At 60.9% G+C, this 17,073-nt stretch carries 15 protein-coding genes; 12 read left to right on the forward strand and 3 right to left on the reverse strand.

The annotated features are described in order from the left end of the window. Positions 1-142 precede the first annotated feature (142 nt). The 4 genes from tauA to tauD are packed head-to-tail and all read left to right on the forward strand — an operon-like array spanning position 143 to position 3,594. The gene (gene tauA, locus ACKZ62_RS27295) at positions 143-1,120 is read left to right on the forward strand and encodes a taurine ABC transporter substrate-binding protein (RefSeq protein WP_095186291.1); all 978 of its coding nucleotides are present in this window, start codon (positions 143-145) and stop codon (positions 1,118-1,120) included. A gap of 13 nt (positions 1,121-1,133) precedes the next feature. Then, a complete protein-coding gene (gene tauB / locus ACKZ62_RS27300) occupies positions 1,134-1,913 on the forward strand; it encodes a taurine ABC transporter ATP-binding subunit (protein WP_447096088.1) in 780 nt (259 codons plus the stop codon). Continuing rightward, positions 1,910-2,746 carry a taurine ABC transporter permease TauC gene (gene tauC, locus ACKZ62_RS27305; protein ID WP_447096089.1) on the forward strand — a complete coding sequence of 279 codons (837 nt, stop codon included), beginning with the start codon at positions 1,910-1,912 and terminating at the stop codon, positions 2,744-2,746. The genes tauB and tauC overlap by 4 nt, the downstream gene beginning before the upstream one ends. 11 nt (positions 2,747-2,757) lie before the next feature. Next, positions 2,758-3,594, forward strand: coding sequence for a taurine dioxygenase (tauD, locus tag ACKZ62_RS27310; RefSeq protein WP_181644142.1), 837 nt, complete (start codon positions 2,758-2,760; stop codon positions 3,592-3,594). 65 nt (positions 3,595-3,659) lie between these two features. Here tauD and mgrA read toward each other — a convergent pair whose 3' ends face one another. The 3 genes from mgrA to epsC form a co-directional block, all read right to left on the reverse strand. Further along, positions 3,660-4,697: an L-glyceraldehyde 3-phosphate reductase gene (gene mgrA, locus ACKZ62_RS27315; protein WP_032884927.1), complete on the reverse strand. Its 1,038-nt coding sequence runs from the start codon at positions 4,695-4,697 to the stop codon at positions 3,660-3,662. 187 nt (positions 4,698-4,884) lie between these two features. After that, complete coding sequence (betT, locus tag ACKZ62_RS27320; RefSeq protein ID WP_163033287.1) at positions 4,885-6,846, reverse strand: choline transporter BetT; 1,962 nt, start codon at positions 6,844-6,846, stop codon at positions 4,885-4,887. Between the two features lie 403 nt (positions 6,847-7,249). Then, positions 7,250-8,176, reverse strand: coding sequence for a serine O-acetyltransferase EpsC (epsC, locus tag ACKZ62_RS27325; RefSeq protein ID WP_095186296.1), 927 nt, complete (start codon positions 8,174-8,176; stop codon positions 7,250-7,252). Positions 8,177-8,342: 166 nt separating this feature from the next. Between epsC and ACKZ62_RS27330 the strand changes: the two genes are divergently transcribed. From ACKZ62_RS27330 to ACKZ62_RS27365, 8 genes are all read left to right on the forward strand, one after another. After that, positions 8,343-9,338 carry a D-cysteine desulfhydrase gene (locus ACKZ62_RS27330; protein WP_447096090.1) on the forward strand — a complete coding sequence of 332 codons (996 nt, stop codon included), beginning with the start codon at positions 8,343-8,345 and terminating at the stop codon, positions 9,336-9,338. A 278-nt stretch (positions 9,339-9,616) separates the two neighbouring features. Continuing rightward, the gene (tcyJ, locus tag ACKZ62_RS27335; protein ID WP_032884923.1) at positions 9,617-10,411 is read left to right on the forward strand and encodes a cystine ABC transporter substrate-binding protein; all 795 of its coding nucleotides are present in this window, start codon (positions 9,617-9,619) and stop codon (positions 10,409-10,411) included. Further along, positions 10,411-11,076, forward strand: a complete 666-nt coding sequence (gene tcyL / locus ACKZ62_RS27340) for a cystine ABC transporter permease (protein WP_032884921.1) — start codon at positions 10,411-10,413, stop codon at positions 11,074-11,076. Before tcyJ ends, tcyL begins: the two co-directional genes overlap by 1 nt. Positions 11,077-11,079: 3 nt before the next feature. Further along, entirely contained in the window at positions 11,080-11,826 is a 747-nt protein-coding gene (gene tcyN, locus ACKZ62_RS27345) for an L-cystine ABC transporter ATP-binding protein TcyN (protein ID WP_032884920.1), read from the forward strand. A gap of 327 nt (positions 11,827-12,153) precedes the next feature. Continuing rightward, positions 12,154-12,930 (forward strand): hypothetical protein, encoded by a 777-nt coding sequence (locus ACKZ62_RS27350; RefSeq protein ID WP_181640204.1) that lies wholly within the window; start codon positions 12,154-12,156, stop codon positions 12,928-12,930. Between the two features lie 187 nt (positions 12,931-13,117). After that, the gene (locus ACKZ62_RS27355; protein ID WP_447096091.1) at positions 13,118-14,359 is read left to right on the forward strand and encodes an SfnB family sulfur acquisition oxidoreductase; all 1,242 of its coding nucleotides are present in this window, start codon (positions 13,118-13,120) and stop codon (positions 14,357-14,359) included. A 26-nt stretch (positions 14,360-14,385) separates the two neighbouring features. Continuing rightward, positions 14,386-15,579, forward strand: a complete 1,194-nt coding sequence (locus ACKZ62_RS27360; RefSeq protein WP_032884916.1) for an SfnB family sulfur acquisition oxidoreductase — start codon at positions 14,386-14,388, stop codon at positions 15,577-15,579. Then, positions 15,579-16,931: an LLM class flavin-dependent oxidoreductase gene (locus ACKZ62_RS27365; protein WP_447096092.1), complete on the forward strand. Its 1,353-nt coding sequence runs from the start codon at positions 15,579-15,581 to the stop codon at positions 16,929-16,931. The genes ACKZ62_RS27360 and ACKZ62_RS27365 overlap by 1 nt, the downstream gene beginning before the upstream one ends. Positions 16,932-17,073: the final 142 nt, after the last annotated feature.

Consider the following 17,073-nt stretch of genomic DNA (forward strand, 5'->3'; position numbering starts at 1 on the left):
ACATTTGCCCTCATCAAGCTCAAGACTTACTTCAACCTTTCCCCACATAAGCTAATTCGAAAATGTTATTTATTTTCGGATTCTTAGATCATTTAGTCTCCTCTCACGCCGACCCTCGGCCGCCTGATTGAGGAGCTTCCCCTTGAAACTTTTAACCCCCCTGCGCCTCTTGGCGGCGTTGTCCCTGGCCGGTGCCAGCCTGTTTGCCCAGGCGGCTGATGTGACCATCGCTTACCAGACCACCGTGGATCCGGCCAAAGTCGCCCAGGCCGACGGTGCGTATGAAAAAGCCACCAACGCCAAAATTGATTGGCGCAAATTCGACAATGGCGCCGACATCATTGCCGCCATCGCCTCCGGTGACGTGCAGATCGGCTACCTCGGTTCCAGCCCGCTGACCGCGGCGATCACCCGCAAAGTGCCAGTGGAAACCTTCCTCGTCGCCACCCAGATTGGCGGGGCCGAAGCCCTGGTGGCGCGCAACGGTTCGGGGATCAACAGCCCCCAGGACCTGATCGGCAAAAAGATCGCCGTGCCCTTCGTCTCCACTGGCCACTACAGCCTGCTGGCCGCACTCAAGCACTGGAACATCGATCCGTCGAAAGTGACCATCCTCAACCTCGCACCGCCGGCGATCATCGCGGCCTGGAAGCGCGGTGACATCGACGCCACTTACGTGTGGGATCCCGCGCTGGGCGTGGCCAAGGAAAACGGCAAAGTGCTGATCACCTCTGGCGAGCTGGCCAAGTTCGGCGCGCCAACGTTCGATGCGTGGATCGTGCGTAAGGATTTTGCCGAGAAGCACCCGGAAATCGTCACGGCCTTCGCCAAAGTCACTCTGGATGCCTACGCCGCCTACCGCAAAGACCCACAAGCCTGGCTCGCCGACAAAGGCAACGTCGACAAGCTGGTGAAGCTATCCGGCGCTAAGGCCAGCGATATCCCGCTGTTGTTGCAAGGCAACGTCTACCCGCTGGCCGCTGACCAAGTGACCCTGCTGGGCGCCCCGACTACCAAGGCCGTGACCGATACGGCTGCGTTCCTCAAGGAACAAGGCAAGGTCGACGCCGTGCTGCCGGACTACGCGCCTTACGTCAGCGCCAAGTTCATTACTAACTGAGGAGTTCATCGCGATGGCCTTGCTACAACTGGAGCGCATCAGCGCACAGTACCCAGGCGCCCCGGAACCGGTACTGGCGGATATTTCACTCGACCTTGGGCCCCAGCAATTGCTGGTGGCCCTCGGGCCGTCCGGCAGTGGCAAGACCTCGCTGTTGAACCTGATTGCCGGTTTTGTCGAACCTTCTGCCGGGCGCATTACCCTTGATGGCGTGCCGGTCAAAGGCCCCAACGCCGAGCGTGGTGTGGTATTCCAGGACGATGCGTTGCTGCCCTGGCAGGATGTGTTGGCCAATGTCGGCTTCGGCCTCGAATTGGCCGGCGTACCCAAGGCCCAACGTGAAGTACGTGCCAGGGAAATGCTCGCGCTGGTGGACCTGGCGGGTTTCGACAGCCGCCGTATCTGGCAGCTCTCCGGCGGCCAGAAGCAACGCGTCGGCCTCGCGCGCGCCTTGGCGGCAGACCCGCGTGTGCTGCTGATGGACGAACCCTTCGGCGCCCTCGATGCCTTCACCCGCGAACAGATGCAGGAGCTGTTGCTGCAAGTCTGGCGCCGCACGGCCAAGCCTGTGTTCCTGATTACCCATGACATCGAAGAAGCCGTGTTCCTCGCCACTGATTTGATCCTGCTGGCGCCCAACCCAGGCCAGATCGTGGAACGCCTGCACCTGGACTTCGGCCAACGCTATGCGGCGGGTGAATCGGCGCGGGCGATCAAGTCCGACCCGCGCTTTATCGAGACCCGCGAACACGTGCTGGGCAAAGTGTTCTCCCAACGGCAGGTGTCCGCATGAGCAGCTACGAACTTCCCGCCACCGCCGCCAAGCCGGTGAAGCACGCGGTCATTGCGGTGCGCCGCAGCTTAAGCACACGCTGGATCAGCCTGCTGACACTGGCCGCGCTCCTGGCAATTTGGTGGGGGGTGACCGCCACCGGCTTGATCGAACCGCTGTTCCTGCCACCGCCGTCCGCTGTGCTGCAAAAAGGCTGGTTGCTCGCGACCACGGGCTATATGGACTCCACTCTGTGGCAACACCTGGGCGCGAGCCTCAGCCGTATCGGCCTGGGCCTGGGCTTCGCGGTGCTGACCGCCGTGCCGGTGGGCATCGCCATCGGTTCCAATCGCATTGCCCGAGGCATTCTCGACCCGCTGATCGAGTTCTACCGACCGATTCCACCTTTGGCCTACCTGCCGCTGATTGTGATTTGGTGCGGCATCGGTGAGCTGTCTAAAGTGCTGCTGATTTACCTTGCGATCTTCGCACCGATTGCCATCGCCACCGCGACCGGCGTACGCACCGTCGACCCGGCCAAATTGCGCGCCGCGCAGTCATTGGGCGCCACCCGCGCCCAGCTGATTCGCCATGTGATCCTGCCAAGCGCCCTGCCTGACATCCTCACCGGCGTGCGCATCGGACTGGGTGTGGGCTGGTCGACCTTGGTCGCTGCCGAGCTGATCGCCGCCACAAGCGGCCTGGGCTTTATGGTGCAGTCGGCGGCGCAGTTCCTGGTCACCGATGTGGTGGTGCTGGGGATCCTGGTGATCGCTCTGATCGCCTTCGCCATGGAAATGGGCCTGCGTGCCCTGCAGCGTAAGTTAGTGCCTTGGCATGGCCAGGCACATTGAGTGAGAACCGCATGAGCAGCCTGACCGTTACCCCATTGAGCACTGCCTTGGGCGCCCAGATCAGTGGCGTCGATATTACCCAGCCGCTGAGCGCCGAACACCGCGATGCCATCGAGCAGGCGTTACTCCGCCACTCGGTGCTGTTCTTCCGTGACCAGCCGATCACCCCGCAGCAACAAGCGCGGTTCGCCGCGAATTTTGGCGACCTGCATATTCATCCGATCTACCCCAACGTGCCGGAACAGCCCGAAGTGCTGATCCTCGACACCGCCGTCACCGACGTACGCGACAACGCCGTGTGGCACACCGACGTGACCTTCCTGCCCACCCCGGCGCTCGGCGCGGTGCTTAGCGCCAAGCTGCTGCCGGCGTTTGGTGGCGACACGTTGTGGGCCAGTGGTATTGCGGCGTATGAGGCGTTGTCCGAGCCGTTTAAGGCGTTGCTCAACGGCCTCACCGCCACCCACGATTTCACTAAGTCTTTTCCGCTGGAGCGCTTCGGCAACACCGCCGAAGACCTGTTGCGCTGGGAAGAAACCCGTAAGAAGAACCCGCCGCTGTCGCACCCGGTGGTGCGTACTCACCCGGTGAGTGGACGCAAGTCGCTGTTTGTCAGCGACGGGTTCACGACCAGGATCAATGAACTGGAACCGGCGGAAAGCGAGGCGATTCTTAAGCTGTTATTCGCCCACGCGACGCGCCCCGAATTCACTATCCGCTGGCGCTGGCAGGAAAACGACGTGGCGTTCTGGGACAACCGCGTGACCCAGCACTACGCGGTGGATGACTACCGGCCGCAGCGGCGGGTGATGCATCGGGCAACGATTCTTGGGGACGTGCCGTTCTAAACCACACTGCACATCAAATGTAGGAGGGGGCTTGCCCCCTCCCACATTGACCGAGTCATATCAAACTATTCAGCGGTCGATGGCTTTTCCCACAGGTTAATCCCGCCTTCCTGCGCAAACCGATCGATTTCCGCCAGTTCTTCCGCAGTGAAGCTCAAGTTCTTCAATGCTCCGACGTTCTCGATAATCTGCTCCGGCCGGCTCGCGCCGATCAGCGCACTGGTGACCCGTGGATCACGCAACGTCCACGCCAGTGCCAGCTGCGCCAGGCTCTGACCACGACGCTGGGCGATTTCGTTCAGCGCACGCACATGGGCGATGTTGGCGTCGGACAAGTGCTTGGCCTGCAACGAACCACCGCCCGGGCGATTGACCCGTGCATCGGCCGGCACACCGTTGAGGTACTTGTCGGTCAACAAACCCTGAGCCAGTGGCGTAAAAGCGATCACGCCGGCGCCGAGTTCCTCGGTGGTGTCGAGCAGGTCTTTTTCCACCCAGCGGTTGAGCAGGTTGTAGGCCGGCTGGTGGATCAGCAGCGGTACTTTCCACTCCTTGAGCAGCGCAGCGATTTCGCGAGTCTTCACGCCGGAATACGACGAAATGCCGATGTACAACGCCTTGCCTTGTTGCACGGCGGTGGCGAGGGCGCTGGCGGTTTCTTCAAGCGGGGTGTCGGCGTCAAAGCGGTGGGAGTAGAAAATATCCACATAGTCGACGCCCAAGCGCTGCAGGCTTTGGTCCAGGCTGGCCAGCACGTATTTGCGCGAACCGCCGCCCTGGCCGTAAGGGCCGGGCCACATGTCCCAACCGGCCTTGCTGGAGATAATCAATTCGTCGCGGTACTGCTTGAAGTCTTCACGCAGCAAACGACCGAAATTGATCTCGGCGCTGCCGTAGGGCGGGCCGTAGTTATTAGCCAGGTCGAAGTGGTTGATACCCAGGTCGAACGCCGTGCGCAACAGGGCGCGCTGGGTGTCGATCGGGGTGCTGTCGCCAAAGTTGTGCCACAGCCCCAGGGACAGTGCAGGCAGCACCAATCCACTGCGGCCTACGCGGCGATACGGAATAGATTCATAGCGGTTTTCGGCAGCAATGTACGTCATCGAATCCTCTCTGGGTCTAGGGCAAATAAGGCCTGGGAATAAGGTTATTCCCAGGCCTTTTAACCAGCTGAATCGCTTAAGTCTGCCCTTTCGTTGTACAGCAAAGTCCTACGCCAGAGGAACGATAAGACTCATAAAAAACTGCAATTTCACGCAAGCCCAACGTCACCGCTGGCCTGCGCAAAACCTAACGCACCAGGTGCAGGAACTGCAGGTGCCGCTCGTACTGGTCGAGGATGTCGTTGATGATCTGCTCCTTGGTGTAGCCCACCAGGTCGTAGTCCTGGCTGCCCTCGCTCAAGTGCACTTCCGCCCGGTAATAGCGACGGTTGTTGATCTCTTTGGAGCCCATGCCGCCACGGGCAAACGACGGCGTGAAATAGCCGCGCATCTGCACCTGGTAGATGAACGGATGCTCCTCGCCATGGCCGATTTCCAGGCTCACGCTGTCGTTGGATGGATCCGGTTGGGTGACCACCGAAAGTCCCTTCTCGACAAACACCGCCGTCACTTCTTCAATCGCCGGGCGCACCGTCGATTCAAGGAAGCGGTACACCTCATCGCGCGATGGGAAATGCACCGCCTGGCTCAAGCGCTGGCGCCAGCCGCCCTTGCCTTTACGCGAAGCCGAGATCGGCGCCAAGGAATGCAACTGGGCGATCTGCTTTTGCGACTCCAGATAGAAAGCCTTGTGCAGCCCCCACATCATCAGCAACAGAATCAGCGAGAACGGCAGCGAGGTCAGCACCACCGCCGATTTCAGCGAGTCGATACTGCCAGCAAACAGCAACGCACTGGTGACCAGCGCGGTCATCGCACCCCAGAACACCCGCAGCCATTTCGGCCCGTCTTCATCGGCGTTGCCGCCTTTGGACGACAGCGTCGACAAAACTACCGTGCCCGAGTCCGCCGAGGTGACGAAGAACACGAAGCTGATAAACACGGTCACCGCGATAACGGTTTTGCTCCACGGATAGGTTTCCAGCAGCAGGTAGAGGCTCATCGACGGGTCATCGATGGCCGACTGACCGAGCGCGGTCATGCCGTGGTTGAGCACTTGGTCGATGGCGCTGTTGCCGAAGATCGACATCCACGCCAGGGTAAAGCCCAGCGGGATCAGCAGCACGCCGAACACGAATTCGCGGATGGTGCGGCCACGGGAAATCCGCGCGATAAACAGGCCCACGAACGGCGACCATGCGATCCACCAGGCCCAGTAGAACACCGTCCAACCGCCCAGCCAGTCGCTCGGCTTGTCGTAGGCGTAGACGTCGAAACTCTTGGTCGGCAGCGCGCCGAGGTAGTCACCGATGTTCTGGATCAAGGTGTTGAGCAAGTGCTGGGTAGGCCCGGCGAACAATACAAACAGCAGCAGCGCGCAAGCCAGCAGCATGTTGATGTCGGACATCACCCGCACGCCCTTATCGACGCCGGCCACTGCAACAAGGATCGCCGCGCCCATCATCAGGGTGATCAAACCGACCTGAATCCACTGGGTGTGGGCAATGCCAAACAAGTAGTCGAGGCCGGAGTTTAGGTGCAGCACGCCGAAGCCCATGTCGGCGCCAAGACCAAACACCGTGGCAATGATGCCGAAGCCATCCACCGCGTAGCCGATAGGGCCGTTGATGCGCTTACCGATCAGCGGGTACAGCGCCGAACGCAACGCCAGTGGCAGGTTATGCCGGTAGGCGAAATACGCCAGCGCCATGCCGACAAACGCAAACACACCCCAACCGTGCAGGCCCCAGTGCAGAAACAGAATCTGCATGGCTTGGCGCGCGGCATCGGCGTTCATCGGCGCGCCTTGGGGCGGCTGCACCAAGTGCGTCAGCGGCTCGGAGACGCAGAAGAAGAACAGCGTGATGCTGATCCCTGCGGCGAACAGCATGCCGGCCCAGGACAGATAACTGAATTCGGGCTCGTCGTGGTCGGCACCGAGTTTTATCTTGCCGTAGCCCGATAGCGCGGTGACCACCACGAAGACCAGATACAGGGTCATCGCCAGCATGTAGTACCAGCCGACCGTATTGGCCGCCCAGTTTTGCGCTGCCAGCAACCAGGCACCGGCCTGTTGCGGGATAGCGATGACAGTGATGCCGAACAGCAGGATGAAGGTCGCGGCGAAGTAGAAAACCGGCGCATTCATGCGCACTTGGCCGCTGGCTGGGGTGGACGATGCACTCATGAGCGATGCACCCCGAGGTTGAAGCATGTGGCTGTAAATAACGGACTCAGCAAAGGTAAGCCTCCTGTTGTGAGCGGGCAGCGAACCACCGGGTTTAACTTGAACGAACATTCAAGTTAAACATGGATAGGCGGTTTTGGACTAATCGCAGGGCTGAGTGGTCGGTTATTCCTACACTAGCTCAAGGATTGGTATGACGGGTGCGGGAGGCAAATCGTTCAGCGATTGCGGGGTAAATCTGGAATGAGGCTAACAATGTGGGAGGGGGCTTGCTCCCGATGGCGGCGTGTCAGTCAATGAATGTACCAACTGACACTGCGCTATCGGGAGCAAGCCCCCTCCCACAGGGGATCTGCGTAGGGTTTTACTTCTGCGCCCCGTCATCATGCTGCAGATTCGCCTGAGTAATGTTCGCCTCAGCCGGCACACTGCGCGTCAGCCACACATTGCCGCCAATGGTCGAGCCCTTGCCGATGGTGATCCGTCCGAGGATCGTCGCCCCGGCGTAGATCACCACATCATCCTCGACGATCGGGTGACGCGGATGGCCTTTCTGCAACTGCCCATCTTCATCTGCCGGGAAGCGCTTGGCGCCCAACGTCACGGCCTGGTAGATGCGCACCCGCTCGCCGATGATCGCGGTTTCACCAATGACCACACCGGTCCCATGGTCGATAAAGAAGCTCGGGCCGATCTGCGCGCCGGGGTGGATGTCGATGCCGGTAGCCGAGTGGGCGATTTCCGCAATGATCCGCGCCAGCAGCGGCAAGCCGGCGCGGTACAAGTGGTGGGCCAGACGGTGGTGAATCACCGCCAGGATCCCCGGATAGCACAGCAACACTTCATCCACACTGCGCGCGGCCGGGTCGCCGTGGTAGGCGGCAAGTACGTCGGTGTCCAGCAGGCTGCGCAGAGACGGCAAGGCCAGGGCAAAACCCTGGATCAGGCGGATGGCGTGGGCATCGATCTGGCTGTCATCCTGCCCGCCCTGTCGCGCGGCATAACGCAGCTCAAGACGCGCCTGGGCGAGCAACGCATTGAGCGCGACGTCGAGGGTATGACCGACGTAAAAATCTTCACTTTCTTCACGCAAATCCGCCGGCCCCAAGCGCATCGGGAACAGCGCGCCGCACAGCGCTTCGAGGATTTGTGCAACGGCTTCTCGGGACGGCAATTCGCGTCCGCCATGCTCGCCGCTCAAGCGGCCATTGCGCGTTCGCCACTGGTCCCGGGCGCCGCGCAACTGGCTGACAATGGTCTGCAATTGCCAATGACTGGAACGCTCACTCACAGTATTTACTCCTGACGTAATGGCCATCACTTTACGGTATGCACCCTGGCCGCCATTAAGAACCAATGGTGTGATGCTAAGAACCATCGGGCATAAGCGATTGACGGTTGCCCGATGAAAAGTGCCTGCCTATAGTCGCTTCATCCCTTAGCCACCGTGCGTAGCCATGATCAAGCAACAGCTCGACCGTTTTAACCGCCTGGACCTGCTCGGCGGTGCCACCGCCCTGGAAAAACTCGAACGGTTGTCGACCTGGTTGGGACGGGACATCTACGTCAAGCGCGACGACACCACGCCACTGGCGATGGGCGGCAACAAACTGCGCAAACTCGAATACCTGGCCGCCGACGCCATCGCTCAGGGGGCCGACACCCTGGTGACCGCCGGTGCCATCCAGTCCAACCACGTACGCCAGACTGCCGCCCTTGCCGCCAAGCTCGGCCTAGGCTGCGTGGCCCTGCTGGAAAACCCCACCGGTACCGAAGACCCCAACTACCTGGGCAACGGCAATCGCCTGCTGCTGGAGCTGTTCGACGCCAAGGTGGAATTGGTGGAAAACCTCGATAACGCCGACGACCAACTCAACGCCCTCGCCGACCGCCTGCGCAGCAACGGCAAGAAGCCGTATCTGGTGCCCATCGGCGGCTCCAATGCCCTCGGCGCCTTAGGTTATGTGCGCGCCGGGCTGGAACTGGCCGCGCAGATCGAAGACAGCGGCATCGAATTCGCCGCCGTGGTACTGGCGTCCGGCAGTGCCGGCACCCACAGCGGCCTGGCCTTGGCGTTGAGTGAAGTACTGCCGAACTTACCGGTAGTCGGCGTCACCGTATCGCGCACCGACGAAGCCCAGCGCCCCAAAGTACAGGGCCTGGCCGAACGCACTGCCGAGTTGCTCGGCGTGGATATCCCCGAAGCCTTCAAGGTGATCCTGTGGGACGAATACTTCGGCCCGCGTTATGGCGAACCGAACGCCGGGACCCTTTCGGCGGTCAAGCTATTGGCGAGCCAGGAAGGCCTGCTGCTGGACCCGGTCTACACTGGCAAGGCCATGGCCGGCTTGCTGGACGGTATCGGGCGCCAGCGCTTTGAAGATGGTCCGATCATTTTCCTGCATACCGGTGGGGCACCGGCGTTGTTTGCCTATGACTCGGTTTTCAACTGAATAAACGCGGGCTAAATGTGGAAGGGGGCCTGCCCCCGATAGCGGAGTGTCAGCCAGCTCATCTGTTACTGATACACCGCTATCGGGGGCAAGCCCCTTACCACATTAGACTCAACGCATATTCATAAAAAGAATATCAATTGAGTTTTATATTATTTTCAAGTCTTAAAACCGGGCTTTATCATCGCGCCGAAGGCGAAGACGCGCTTCGCGCTTTAAGGCAGGATACGACTACCGCGTCACCTGCTTCGCTCAACATAAAAACACAGGGGCTCTTCATGACTATTTCCGTATTCCGTCGCACGTTGCTGGTCGGTACTTTGGGTTTGGCTCTCGGTGCCAGCCTGCTGGGCCAGGCCGTTGCCGGCGAGCAACTGGGCAACATCAAAAAGGCCGGCGAGATCAAAATCGGCCTGGAAGGCACCTATCCGCCGTTCAGCTTCGTCGATGAAAGCGGCAAGCTCAGCGGTTTCGAAGTCGAGCTGTCCGAAGCGCTGGCCAAGGAGTTGGGCGTCAAGGTCAAGCTGCAGGCCACGCCATGGGATGGCATCCTCGCTGCCCTGGAATCCAAGCGCCTGGACGCAGTGGTCAACCAAGTGACCATCTCTGAAGAGCGCAAGAAGAAGTACGATTTCTCCACGCCTTACACCGTTTCCGGTATCCAGGCGCTGGTGCTGAAGAAGAACGTTGACACCATCAAGACCGCCGACGACCTGGCCGGCAAAAAAGTTGGTGTGGGCCTGGGCACCAACTACGAGCAATGGCTCAAGGACAACCAACCCAAAGCCATCATCAAGACCTATAACGATGATCCGACCAAGTTCCAGGACCTGCGCATCGGCCGTATCGACGCGATTCTGATCGACCGCCTGGCCGCCCTGGAATACGCCAAGAAAGCCCCGGACACCGCCGCTGCAGGCGATGCCTTCTCCCGCCAGGAAGCCGGTATCGCGCTGCGCAAAGGCGAGCCTGAATTGCTGGAGGCGGTGAACAAGGCCCTCGACAAGCTGCGCGCCGATGGCACCTTGAAGAAGCTGTCCGAGAAGTACTTCAACGCTGACGTCACTCAATAATGGAAGCAGGTTTCCAACTCGCGCTGGACTCCGCGCCCTTTCTGCTCAAGGGCGCGTATTACACGGTGATTCTCAGCCTTGGCGGCATGTTCTTCGGCTTGCTGCTGGGCTTCGGCCTGGCCTTGATGCGTCTGTCGCGCTTCAAGCTGCTGAGCTGGACTGCCCGTGTCTATGTCTCGTTCTTTCGCGGCACGCCCTTGCTGGTACAGCTGTTTTTGATCTACTACGGCTTGCCGCAAGTGGGCATCGAGCTGGATCCGATCCCGGCAGCCATGATCGGCTTTTCGCTGAACATGGCCGCCTACGCGTGTGAAATCCTGCGGGCCGCCATCGCGTCTATCGAGCGTGGCCAGTGGGAGGCCGCTGCCAGTATCGGCATGACCCGCGCGCAGACCCTGCGCCGGGCCATCCTGCCGCAGGCGATGCGCACCGCGCTGCCGCCGCTGGGCAACAGCTTTATTTCGCTGGTCAAGGACACGGCGCTGGCCGCCACCATTCAGGTGCCGGAGCTGTTTCGCCAGGCGCAACTGGTGTCGGCGCGCACCTTCGAAATTTTCACCATGTATCTGTCCGCCGCTCTGATCTACTGGGTACTGGCGAGCATCCTGGCGCATTTTCAAAATCGTCTGGAAGACCGGGTCAACCGGCATGACCTGGAGTCTTGAAGCATGATCGTGGTTGAAAAACTGACCAAACAATTCAACGGTCAGGTGGTGCTCAACGGCATCGACCTTGAGGTCAAGGAAGGCGAAGTTGTCGCCATCATCGGCCCCAGCGGTTCCGGCAAGACCACCTTCCTGCGCTGCCTGAATTTCCTCGAAGAACCCACCAGCGGCCGCATCAAGGTGGGCGACATCCAGATCGACGGCAGCAAACCGCTCAACCAGCAACAGAACCTGGTGCGGCGCCTGCGCCAACACGTGGGTTTTGTGTTCCAGAACTTCAACTTGTTCCCCCATCGCACTGCGCTGGAAAACGTCATCGAAGGCCCCACCGTGGTCAAGAAGATGCCGCGCGAAGACGCTATTGCCCTGGGGCGCAAGCTCCTGGCCAGGGTCGGCCTGGCGGGCAAGGAAGACGCCTACCCACGGCGTCTGTCCGGTGGTCAGCAACAGCGCGTGGCGATTGCCCGTGCATTGGCCATGGAGCCGGAGGTGATTCTGTTCGACGAACCCACCTCGGCACTCGACCCGGAACTGGTGGGTGAAGTGCTGGCGACCATCCGCAGCCTGGCTGAGGAGAATCGCACCATGGTCATCGTCACCCACGAAATGAGCTTTGCCCGAGACGTTGCCAACCGGGTGATCTTTTTCGACAAGGGCGTGATCGTGGAACAGGGCGAAGCCAAGGCATTGTTTGCCAACCCCAAGGAAGAACGCACGCGGCAGTTTTTGAGCAAATTCCTCGCGCATTAACTGCACCCTACGATTGAGCATTTGTGGCGAGGGAGCTTGTTCCCTCGCCACCATTAGTATTCCTACAAGAAGTCCTCGCCCGCAGCTGTAAAACACGCTCGCTATTGCGCCTTAAAATCCCCCGCCCAGTCAGACCCGTCTGAATATCACCGAACCCGCCGTTAAGCCTTTTGCCGCCATTGACGCCCCTTGGCCAACCCTCTTATCTAAGGCCCAGAGGATTGGATCCTATCCCGGCTATTCACTGAATCGTTCCTTTCAGCCCCGCTGCGCACCTGCGCCTAAGGGTCGGAACGATTGCTGCTGGCTGCATCAAGGAGATTACTTATGACGTGCACTGCAACCCCGGCCCTGCTCACCGCCCCGACGTTGCCACAGGCCCTTCGAAACGGCATCAATGCCCTGGCAGCCGCACAGCTGCTGGTCGATATCGCACCCTACCCTGGCATGGATGACGGCGATCTGATCGAGCTGTTCTGGAACAACTGTTTTGCGGCCTCACGGCGGGTGACTGCCTGCGAAGTCGGCATGCCTACCCGACTGCGTGTTCCGGAAAGTTTTGTGCAGGAGGGTGTCGCTCAGGTTCATTACCAAATCATGCAGGTCGGCCGCGCCCCGGCACGTTCGGCCATGACGCACCTGCGTGTGAAAACCAACTCCCCCGGAGGCCTGCCCTGCGCCCTCTACAGCGATGAAAACCAGAACCTTGCACCGGTGGGTCTGCCGGACACCATTCGCCGCTACGGCGTGAATGCCAGCCAGGTGCGGCGGGGGATTCCGCTGACCATCGAGCCCTACCTGAACATGACCACCGGCGATGCCATCACCCTGCGTTGGGGCGACGCACGCATGGACCTGCCGAAGATCCAGGCCAAGGCCGTCGGCCAGGCGGTGCAGGTTTGGGTGCCGCCGACGTTGATAGTCGAGGCCGGCGACGACAGCCGGCTGGAGGTGACTTACTGCATTCTGGACCGGGTCGGCAACAATTCGCGCTGGGCGCCAGCCCGGACGCTACGTATTGCCGCCAGCGCGATCACCCGTCCGACCGGCACCTCGCCGGTCTATCAGCCACGCCCTCTGGGCTCACCCTGTGAACCCGGTTGATCGCCCTTCTATGCATATTCCCAAAAGTTAGTTTATTTAAATATTTAACAAGCTTAGGGTATATGCACCGGACCACCGGACATCTTTGATTTTTCTGTTTTCATTTCATTGAATGCGAGGTCGGTATGGTCAGAATTACCCCGGTGCACAACGCCAGGGCATTACGTGCAGCCAAGGAGCGGCGCTGATGTCTAACTTGGCTCTAACACCCCCCCAACGTGATCTGGACGTAGCACCGCTGCTGTTGCCGGCCGCCGTGCTGCGCAACGACGCCGAGGCGCTGAACGCCGCCCATGAGCTGGCCGAGGCCGCGCGCCTGCAAGCGGCCACGCGCGATCAGCAACGCAAGCTGCCATGGGCACAGATCGAACAGTTCACCCGCAGTGGGCTAGGCAGTATTTCCATTCCCCGCGAATACGGCGGCCCGCAGGTGTCATTCGTGACGCTGGCCGACGTGTTCGCAATCATCAGCGCGGCAGACCCGGCCCTCGGGCAGATCCCGCAGAACCATTTCGGCATCCTGCACCTGTTGCAGGGCGCTGCCACCGAACGCCAGAAAAAGCAGTTGTTCCAGAGCGCGCTCGACGGCTGGCGCATCGGCAACGGCGGCCCGGAAAGGGGCACCAAAAACACTCTGGAACTCAAGGCGCGCATCACCGCCAAGGGCGACGGTTACGTGATCAGCGGCCAGAAGTTCTACTCCACCGGTGCGCTGTTTGCCCACTGGGTAGCGATCAAGGCGCTGAACGATGACGGCAAGCAGGTCATGGCGTTCGTGCGCCGTGGCACCGAAGGGTTGCGCATCGTCGATGACTGGTCAGGCTTCGGCCAACGCACCACCGCCAGCGGTACGGTGCTGCTCGACCAGGTGCCGGTCGACGCCGACCTGGTGGTCGACAACTGGCGCATCGGCGACAGCCCGAACATCCAGGGCGCCGTCTCGCAATTGATCCAGGCCGCGATCGACGCCGGCATCGCCCGCGGCGCTCTGGATGACACCATCAGCTTTGTTCGCGAGCGCTCACGGCCCTGGATCGACGCCAAGGTCGAACGCGCCAGCGATGACCTGTATGTGATCGCCGATATCGGCAAGCTGAAAATCGAGCTGCACGCCGCCGAAGCGCTCTTGCGCAAGGCCGGCCAAGTGCTGGATCAGGTCAGTGCCGCGCCGATCACCGCGCAGTCCGCTGCACGCGCCTCAATCGCCGTGGCCGAGGCCAAAGTGTTGACCACTGAAGTGTCGTTGCTGGTCAGCGAGAAGCTCTTTGAACTGGCCGGCAGTCGCGCCACCCTCGCTGAGTTCAACCTCGACCGGCATTGGCGCAACGCGCGCGTACACACGCTGCACGACCCCGTGCGCTGGAAGTACCACGCGGTGGGCACCTATCGCTTGAACGGCACCCTGCCTGCTCGCCACTCCTGGATTTAACCGACCAGACCTCTGGAGAAATACGCATGACCCTTTCTCATCACGTCGCGGTTATCACCAGCGATGAACAAGCCCTTGTTGTCGCCAGCGACCTGGCCGAAGACTTCCGCCGCGACAGCGCCCAGCGCGACCGCGAACGCCGCCTGCCGCTGCCCGAGTTGGACGTGTTTTCCCGCTCCGGCCTGTGGGGCATCAGCGTGCCGAAGGCATACGGCGGTGCAGGCGTGTCCAACGTCACCCTGGCGAAGGTCATCGCCTTGATCGCCCAGGCCGACGCCTCCCTGGGCCAGATTCCGCAAAACCATTTCTATGCCCTGGAAGTGCTGCGCGTGAATGGCAGCCCGGCGCAGCAACAACGCCTGTACGCCGAAGTACTCGCCGGCCAGCGCTTCGGCAATGCCCTTGCAGAACTGGGCACCAAGACCGCTCACGATCGCGTCACGAGCATCACCCGCGACGGCGACGGCTTTCGCATCACGGGCCGCAAGTTCTACTCAACCGGTGCGATCTACGCGCAACGCATCCCGACCTCAGTGGTGGATGAGCACGGCGTGCAGCAGTTGGCGTTTGTACCGCGCGACAGCGAAGGCCTGAGCGTGATTGACGACTGGAGCGGCTTTGGCCAGCGCACCACCGGCAGCGGCTCGGTGGTGTTCGATAACGTCTGGGTCGCTGCCCACGACGTGGTCCCTTTCCAAAGCGCCTTTGAACGCCCGACTACCGTCGGCCCGCTCGCGCAGATTCTTCATGCTGCCATCGACACCGGCATCGCCCGCGCCGCCTTTGAGGATGCGCTGCACTTTGTGCGCACCAAGACTCGCCCATGGATCGATTCCGGCAACGACAAGGCCACTGAAGACCCGTTGACCCTGAAGAGCTTCGGCCACTTGAGCATCCGTCTGCACGCCGCAGAGGCATTGCTGGAACGCTCAGGTGAATTCCTCGACCGCGCCCAGGCCGACAGCAATGCCGAGACCGTTGCGGCTGCCTCGATTGCCGTGGCCGAAGTACGCGCCTTGAGCACCGAAATCTCCCTGGCCGCCGGCAGCACCTTATTCGAACTCGCCGGCAGCCAGGCGACCCTGGCCGAGCACGGCCTCGACCGCCACTGGCGCAACGCACGGGTGCACACCCTGCACGACCCGGTGCGCTGGAAGTACCACGCGGTAGGCAATTACTACCTCAATGCTGAAAACCCGCCACTGCGGGGGACCATTTGATGGCGAAGAAAAAGATCCTGCTCAATGCCTTCAACATGAACTGCATCGGGCACATCAACCACGGCCTGTGGACCCACCCACGGGATACGTCCACCCAGTACAAGACCATCGAGTACTGGACTGAGTTGGCGCAAACCCTGGAGCGTGGGCTGTTCGATGGCTTGTTTATCGCCGATATCGTCGGCGTGTACGACGTCTATCAAAACTCCATCGACGTGCCACTCAAGGAGTCGATCCAACTGCCGGTCAACGACCCGTTGCTGCTGGTCTCGGCCATGGCTGCGGTCACCAGGAATCTAGGCTTCGGCCTGACCGCCAACCTCACGTATGAGCCGCCGTATCTGTTCGCCCGACGCATGTCCACGCTTGATCACCTGAGCCGTGGCCGGGTGGGCTGGAACATCGTCACCGGCTACCTCGACAGCGCCGCCAAAGCCATGGGCCTTAGCGAGCAGGTCGAGCATGACCGGCGCTACGACCAAGCCGATGAGTACCTGGAGGTGCTGTACAAACTTTGGGAAGGCAGTTGGGAAGACGACGCGGTGCTCAACGATCCGCAAGCGCGGGTCTACGCGCAGCCGGACAAGGTGCACAAGGTCGAGCACCATGGCGAGTTTTATCAGGTGGAGGGTTATCACCTGTGTGAACCGTCGCCGCAACGTACGCCGGTGCTGTTCCAGGCCGGCAGCTCGGACCGTGGCTTGCTGTTCGCCGGACGCCATGCCGAGTGCGTGTTTATCAGCGGGCAGAACAAAGCGTCGACCAAGGTCCAGGTGGACAAGGTGCGCGCCAGTGCAGTCGAGGCCGGGCGTAATCCGGATGACATCAAGGTGTTCATGGGCCTCAACGTAATCGTCGGCGCCACCGAAGAGCAGGCCTGGGCCAAGCATGCCGAGTACCTGAGCTATGCCAGCGCGGAGGCCGGCGTGGCGCACTTCTCGGCGTCCACCGCGATTGATTTTTCCCAGTACGAAATCGACGAACCGATCCAGTACGTGAAGAGCAACGCAATCCAGTCGGCCACCAAGAACCTGCAAAACAACGACTGGACCCGGCGCAAATTGCTGGAGCAGCACGCCCTCGGCGGACGCTATATCACCTTGGTCGGCTCGCCCGAACAAGTCGCTGACGAGCTGGAATCGTGGATCAGCGAAACCGGGTTGGATGGCTTCAACCTGACGCGGATTGTGACGCCGGAAAGCTATGTGGACTTTATCGACCTGGTGGTGCCGGTGCTGCAGAAGCGGGGGTCGTACAAGACCGAATATGAGAACGGCACGCTGCGTGAAAAAGTATTCCACGGCAGTGCTCGCCTACCTGAACAACACACCGGCTCGACCTACCGCCACTGAACAAAAATGTGGGAGGGGGCTTGCTCCCGATAGCGGTGTATCAGTCACCGGATTGGTTTGCTGACACTCCGCTATCGGGAGCAAGCCCCCTCCCACATTGGATCTGCATTGTTTGTCCTAATACCTTATGACTGGAAACCCA

The sequence above is a fragment of the Pseudomonas sivasensis genome (assembly GCF_052938085.1).

Coding starts and splice junctions, on each gene's coding strand:
- tauD (WP_181644142.1), top strand. CDS start 2,758: ATGAGCAGCCTGACCGTTACCCCATTGAGCACTGCCTTGGGCGCCCAG.
- tauB (WP_447096088.1), top strand. CDS start 1,134: ATGGCCTTGCTACAACTGGAGCGCATCAGCGCACAGTACCCAGGCGCC.
- ACKZ62_RS27360 (WP_032884916.1), top strand. CDS start 14,386: ATGACCCTTTCTCATCACGTCGCGGTTATCACCAGCGATGAACAAGCC.
- betT (WP_163033287.1), bottom strand. CDS start 6,846: ATGAATGCGCCGGTTTTCTACTTCGCCGCGACCTTCATCCTGCTGTTC.
- tcyJ (WP_032884923.1), top strand. CDS start 9,617: ATGACTATTTCCGTATTCCGTCGCACGTTGCTGGTCGGTACTTTGGGT.
- ACKZ62_RS27350 (WP_181640204.1), top strand. CDS start 12,154: ATGACGTGCACTGCAACCCCGGCCCTGCTCACCGCCCCGACGTTGCCA.
- tcyN (WP_032884920.1), top strand. CDS start 11,080: ATGATCGTGGTTGAAAAACTGACCAAACAATTCAACGGTCAGGTGGTG.
- ACKZ62_RS27365 (WP_447096092.1), top strand. CDS start 15,579: ATGGCGAAGAAAAAGATCCTGCTCAATGCCTTCAACATGAACTGCATC.
- mgrA (WP_032884927.1), bottom strand. CDS start 4,697: ATGACGTACATTGCTGCCGAAAACCGCTATGAATCTATTCCGTATCGC.
- tcyL (WP_032884921.1), top strand. CDS start 10,411: ATGGAAGCAGGTTTCCAACTCGCGCTGGACTCCGCGCCCTTTCTGCTC.
- ACKZ62_RS27355 (WP_447096091.1), top strand. CDS start 13,118: ATGTCTAACTTGGCTCTAACACCCCCCCAACGTGATCTGGACGTAGCA.
- tauC (WP_447096089.1), top strand. CDS start 1,910: ATGAGCAGCTACGAACTTCCCGCCACCGCCGCCAAGCCGGTGAAGCAC.
- ACKZ62_RS27330 (WP_447096090.1), top strand. CDS start 8,343: ATGATCAAGCAACAGCTCGACCGTTTTAACCGCCTGGACCTGCTCGGC.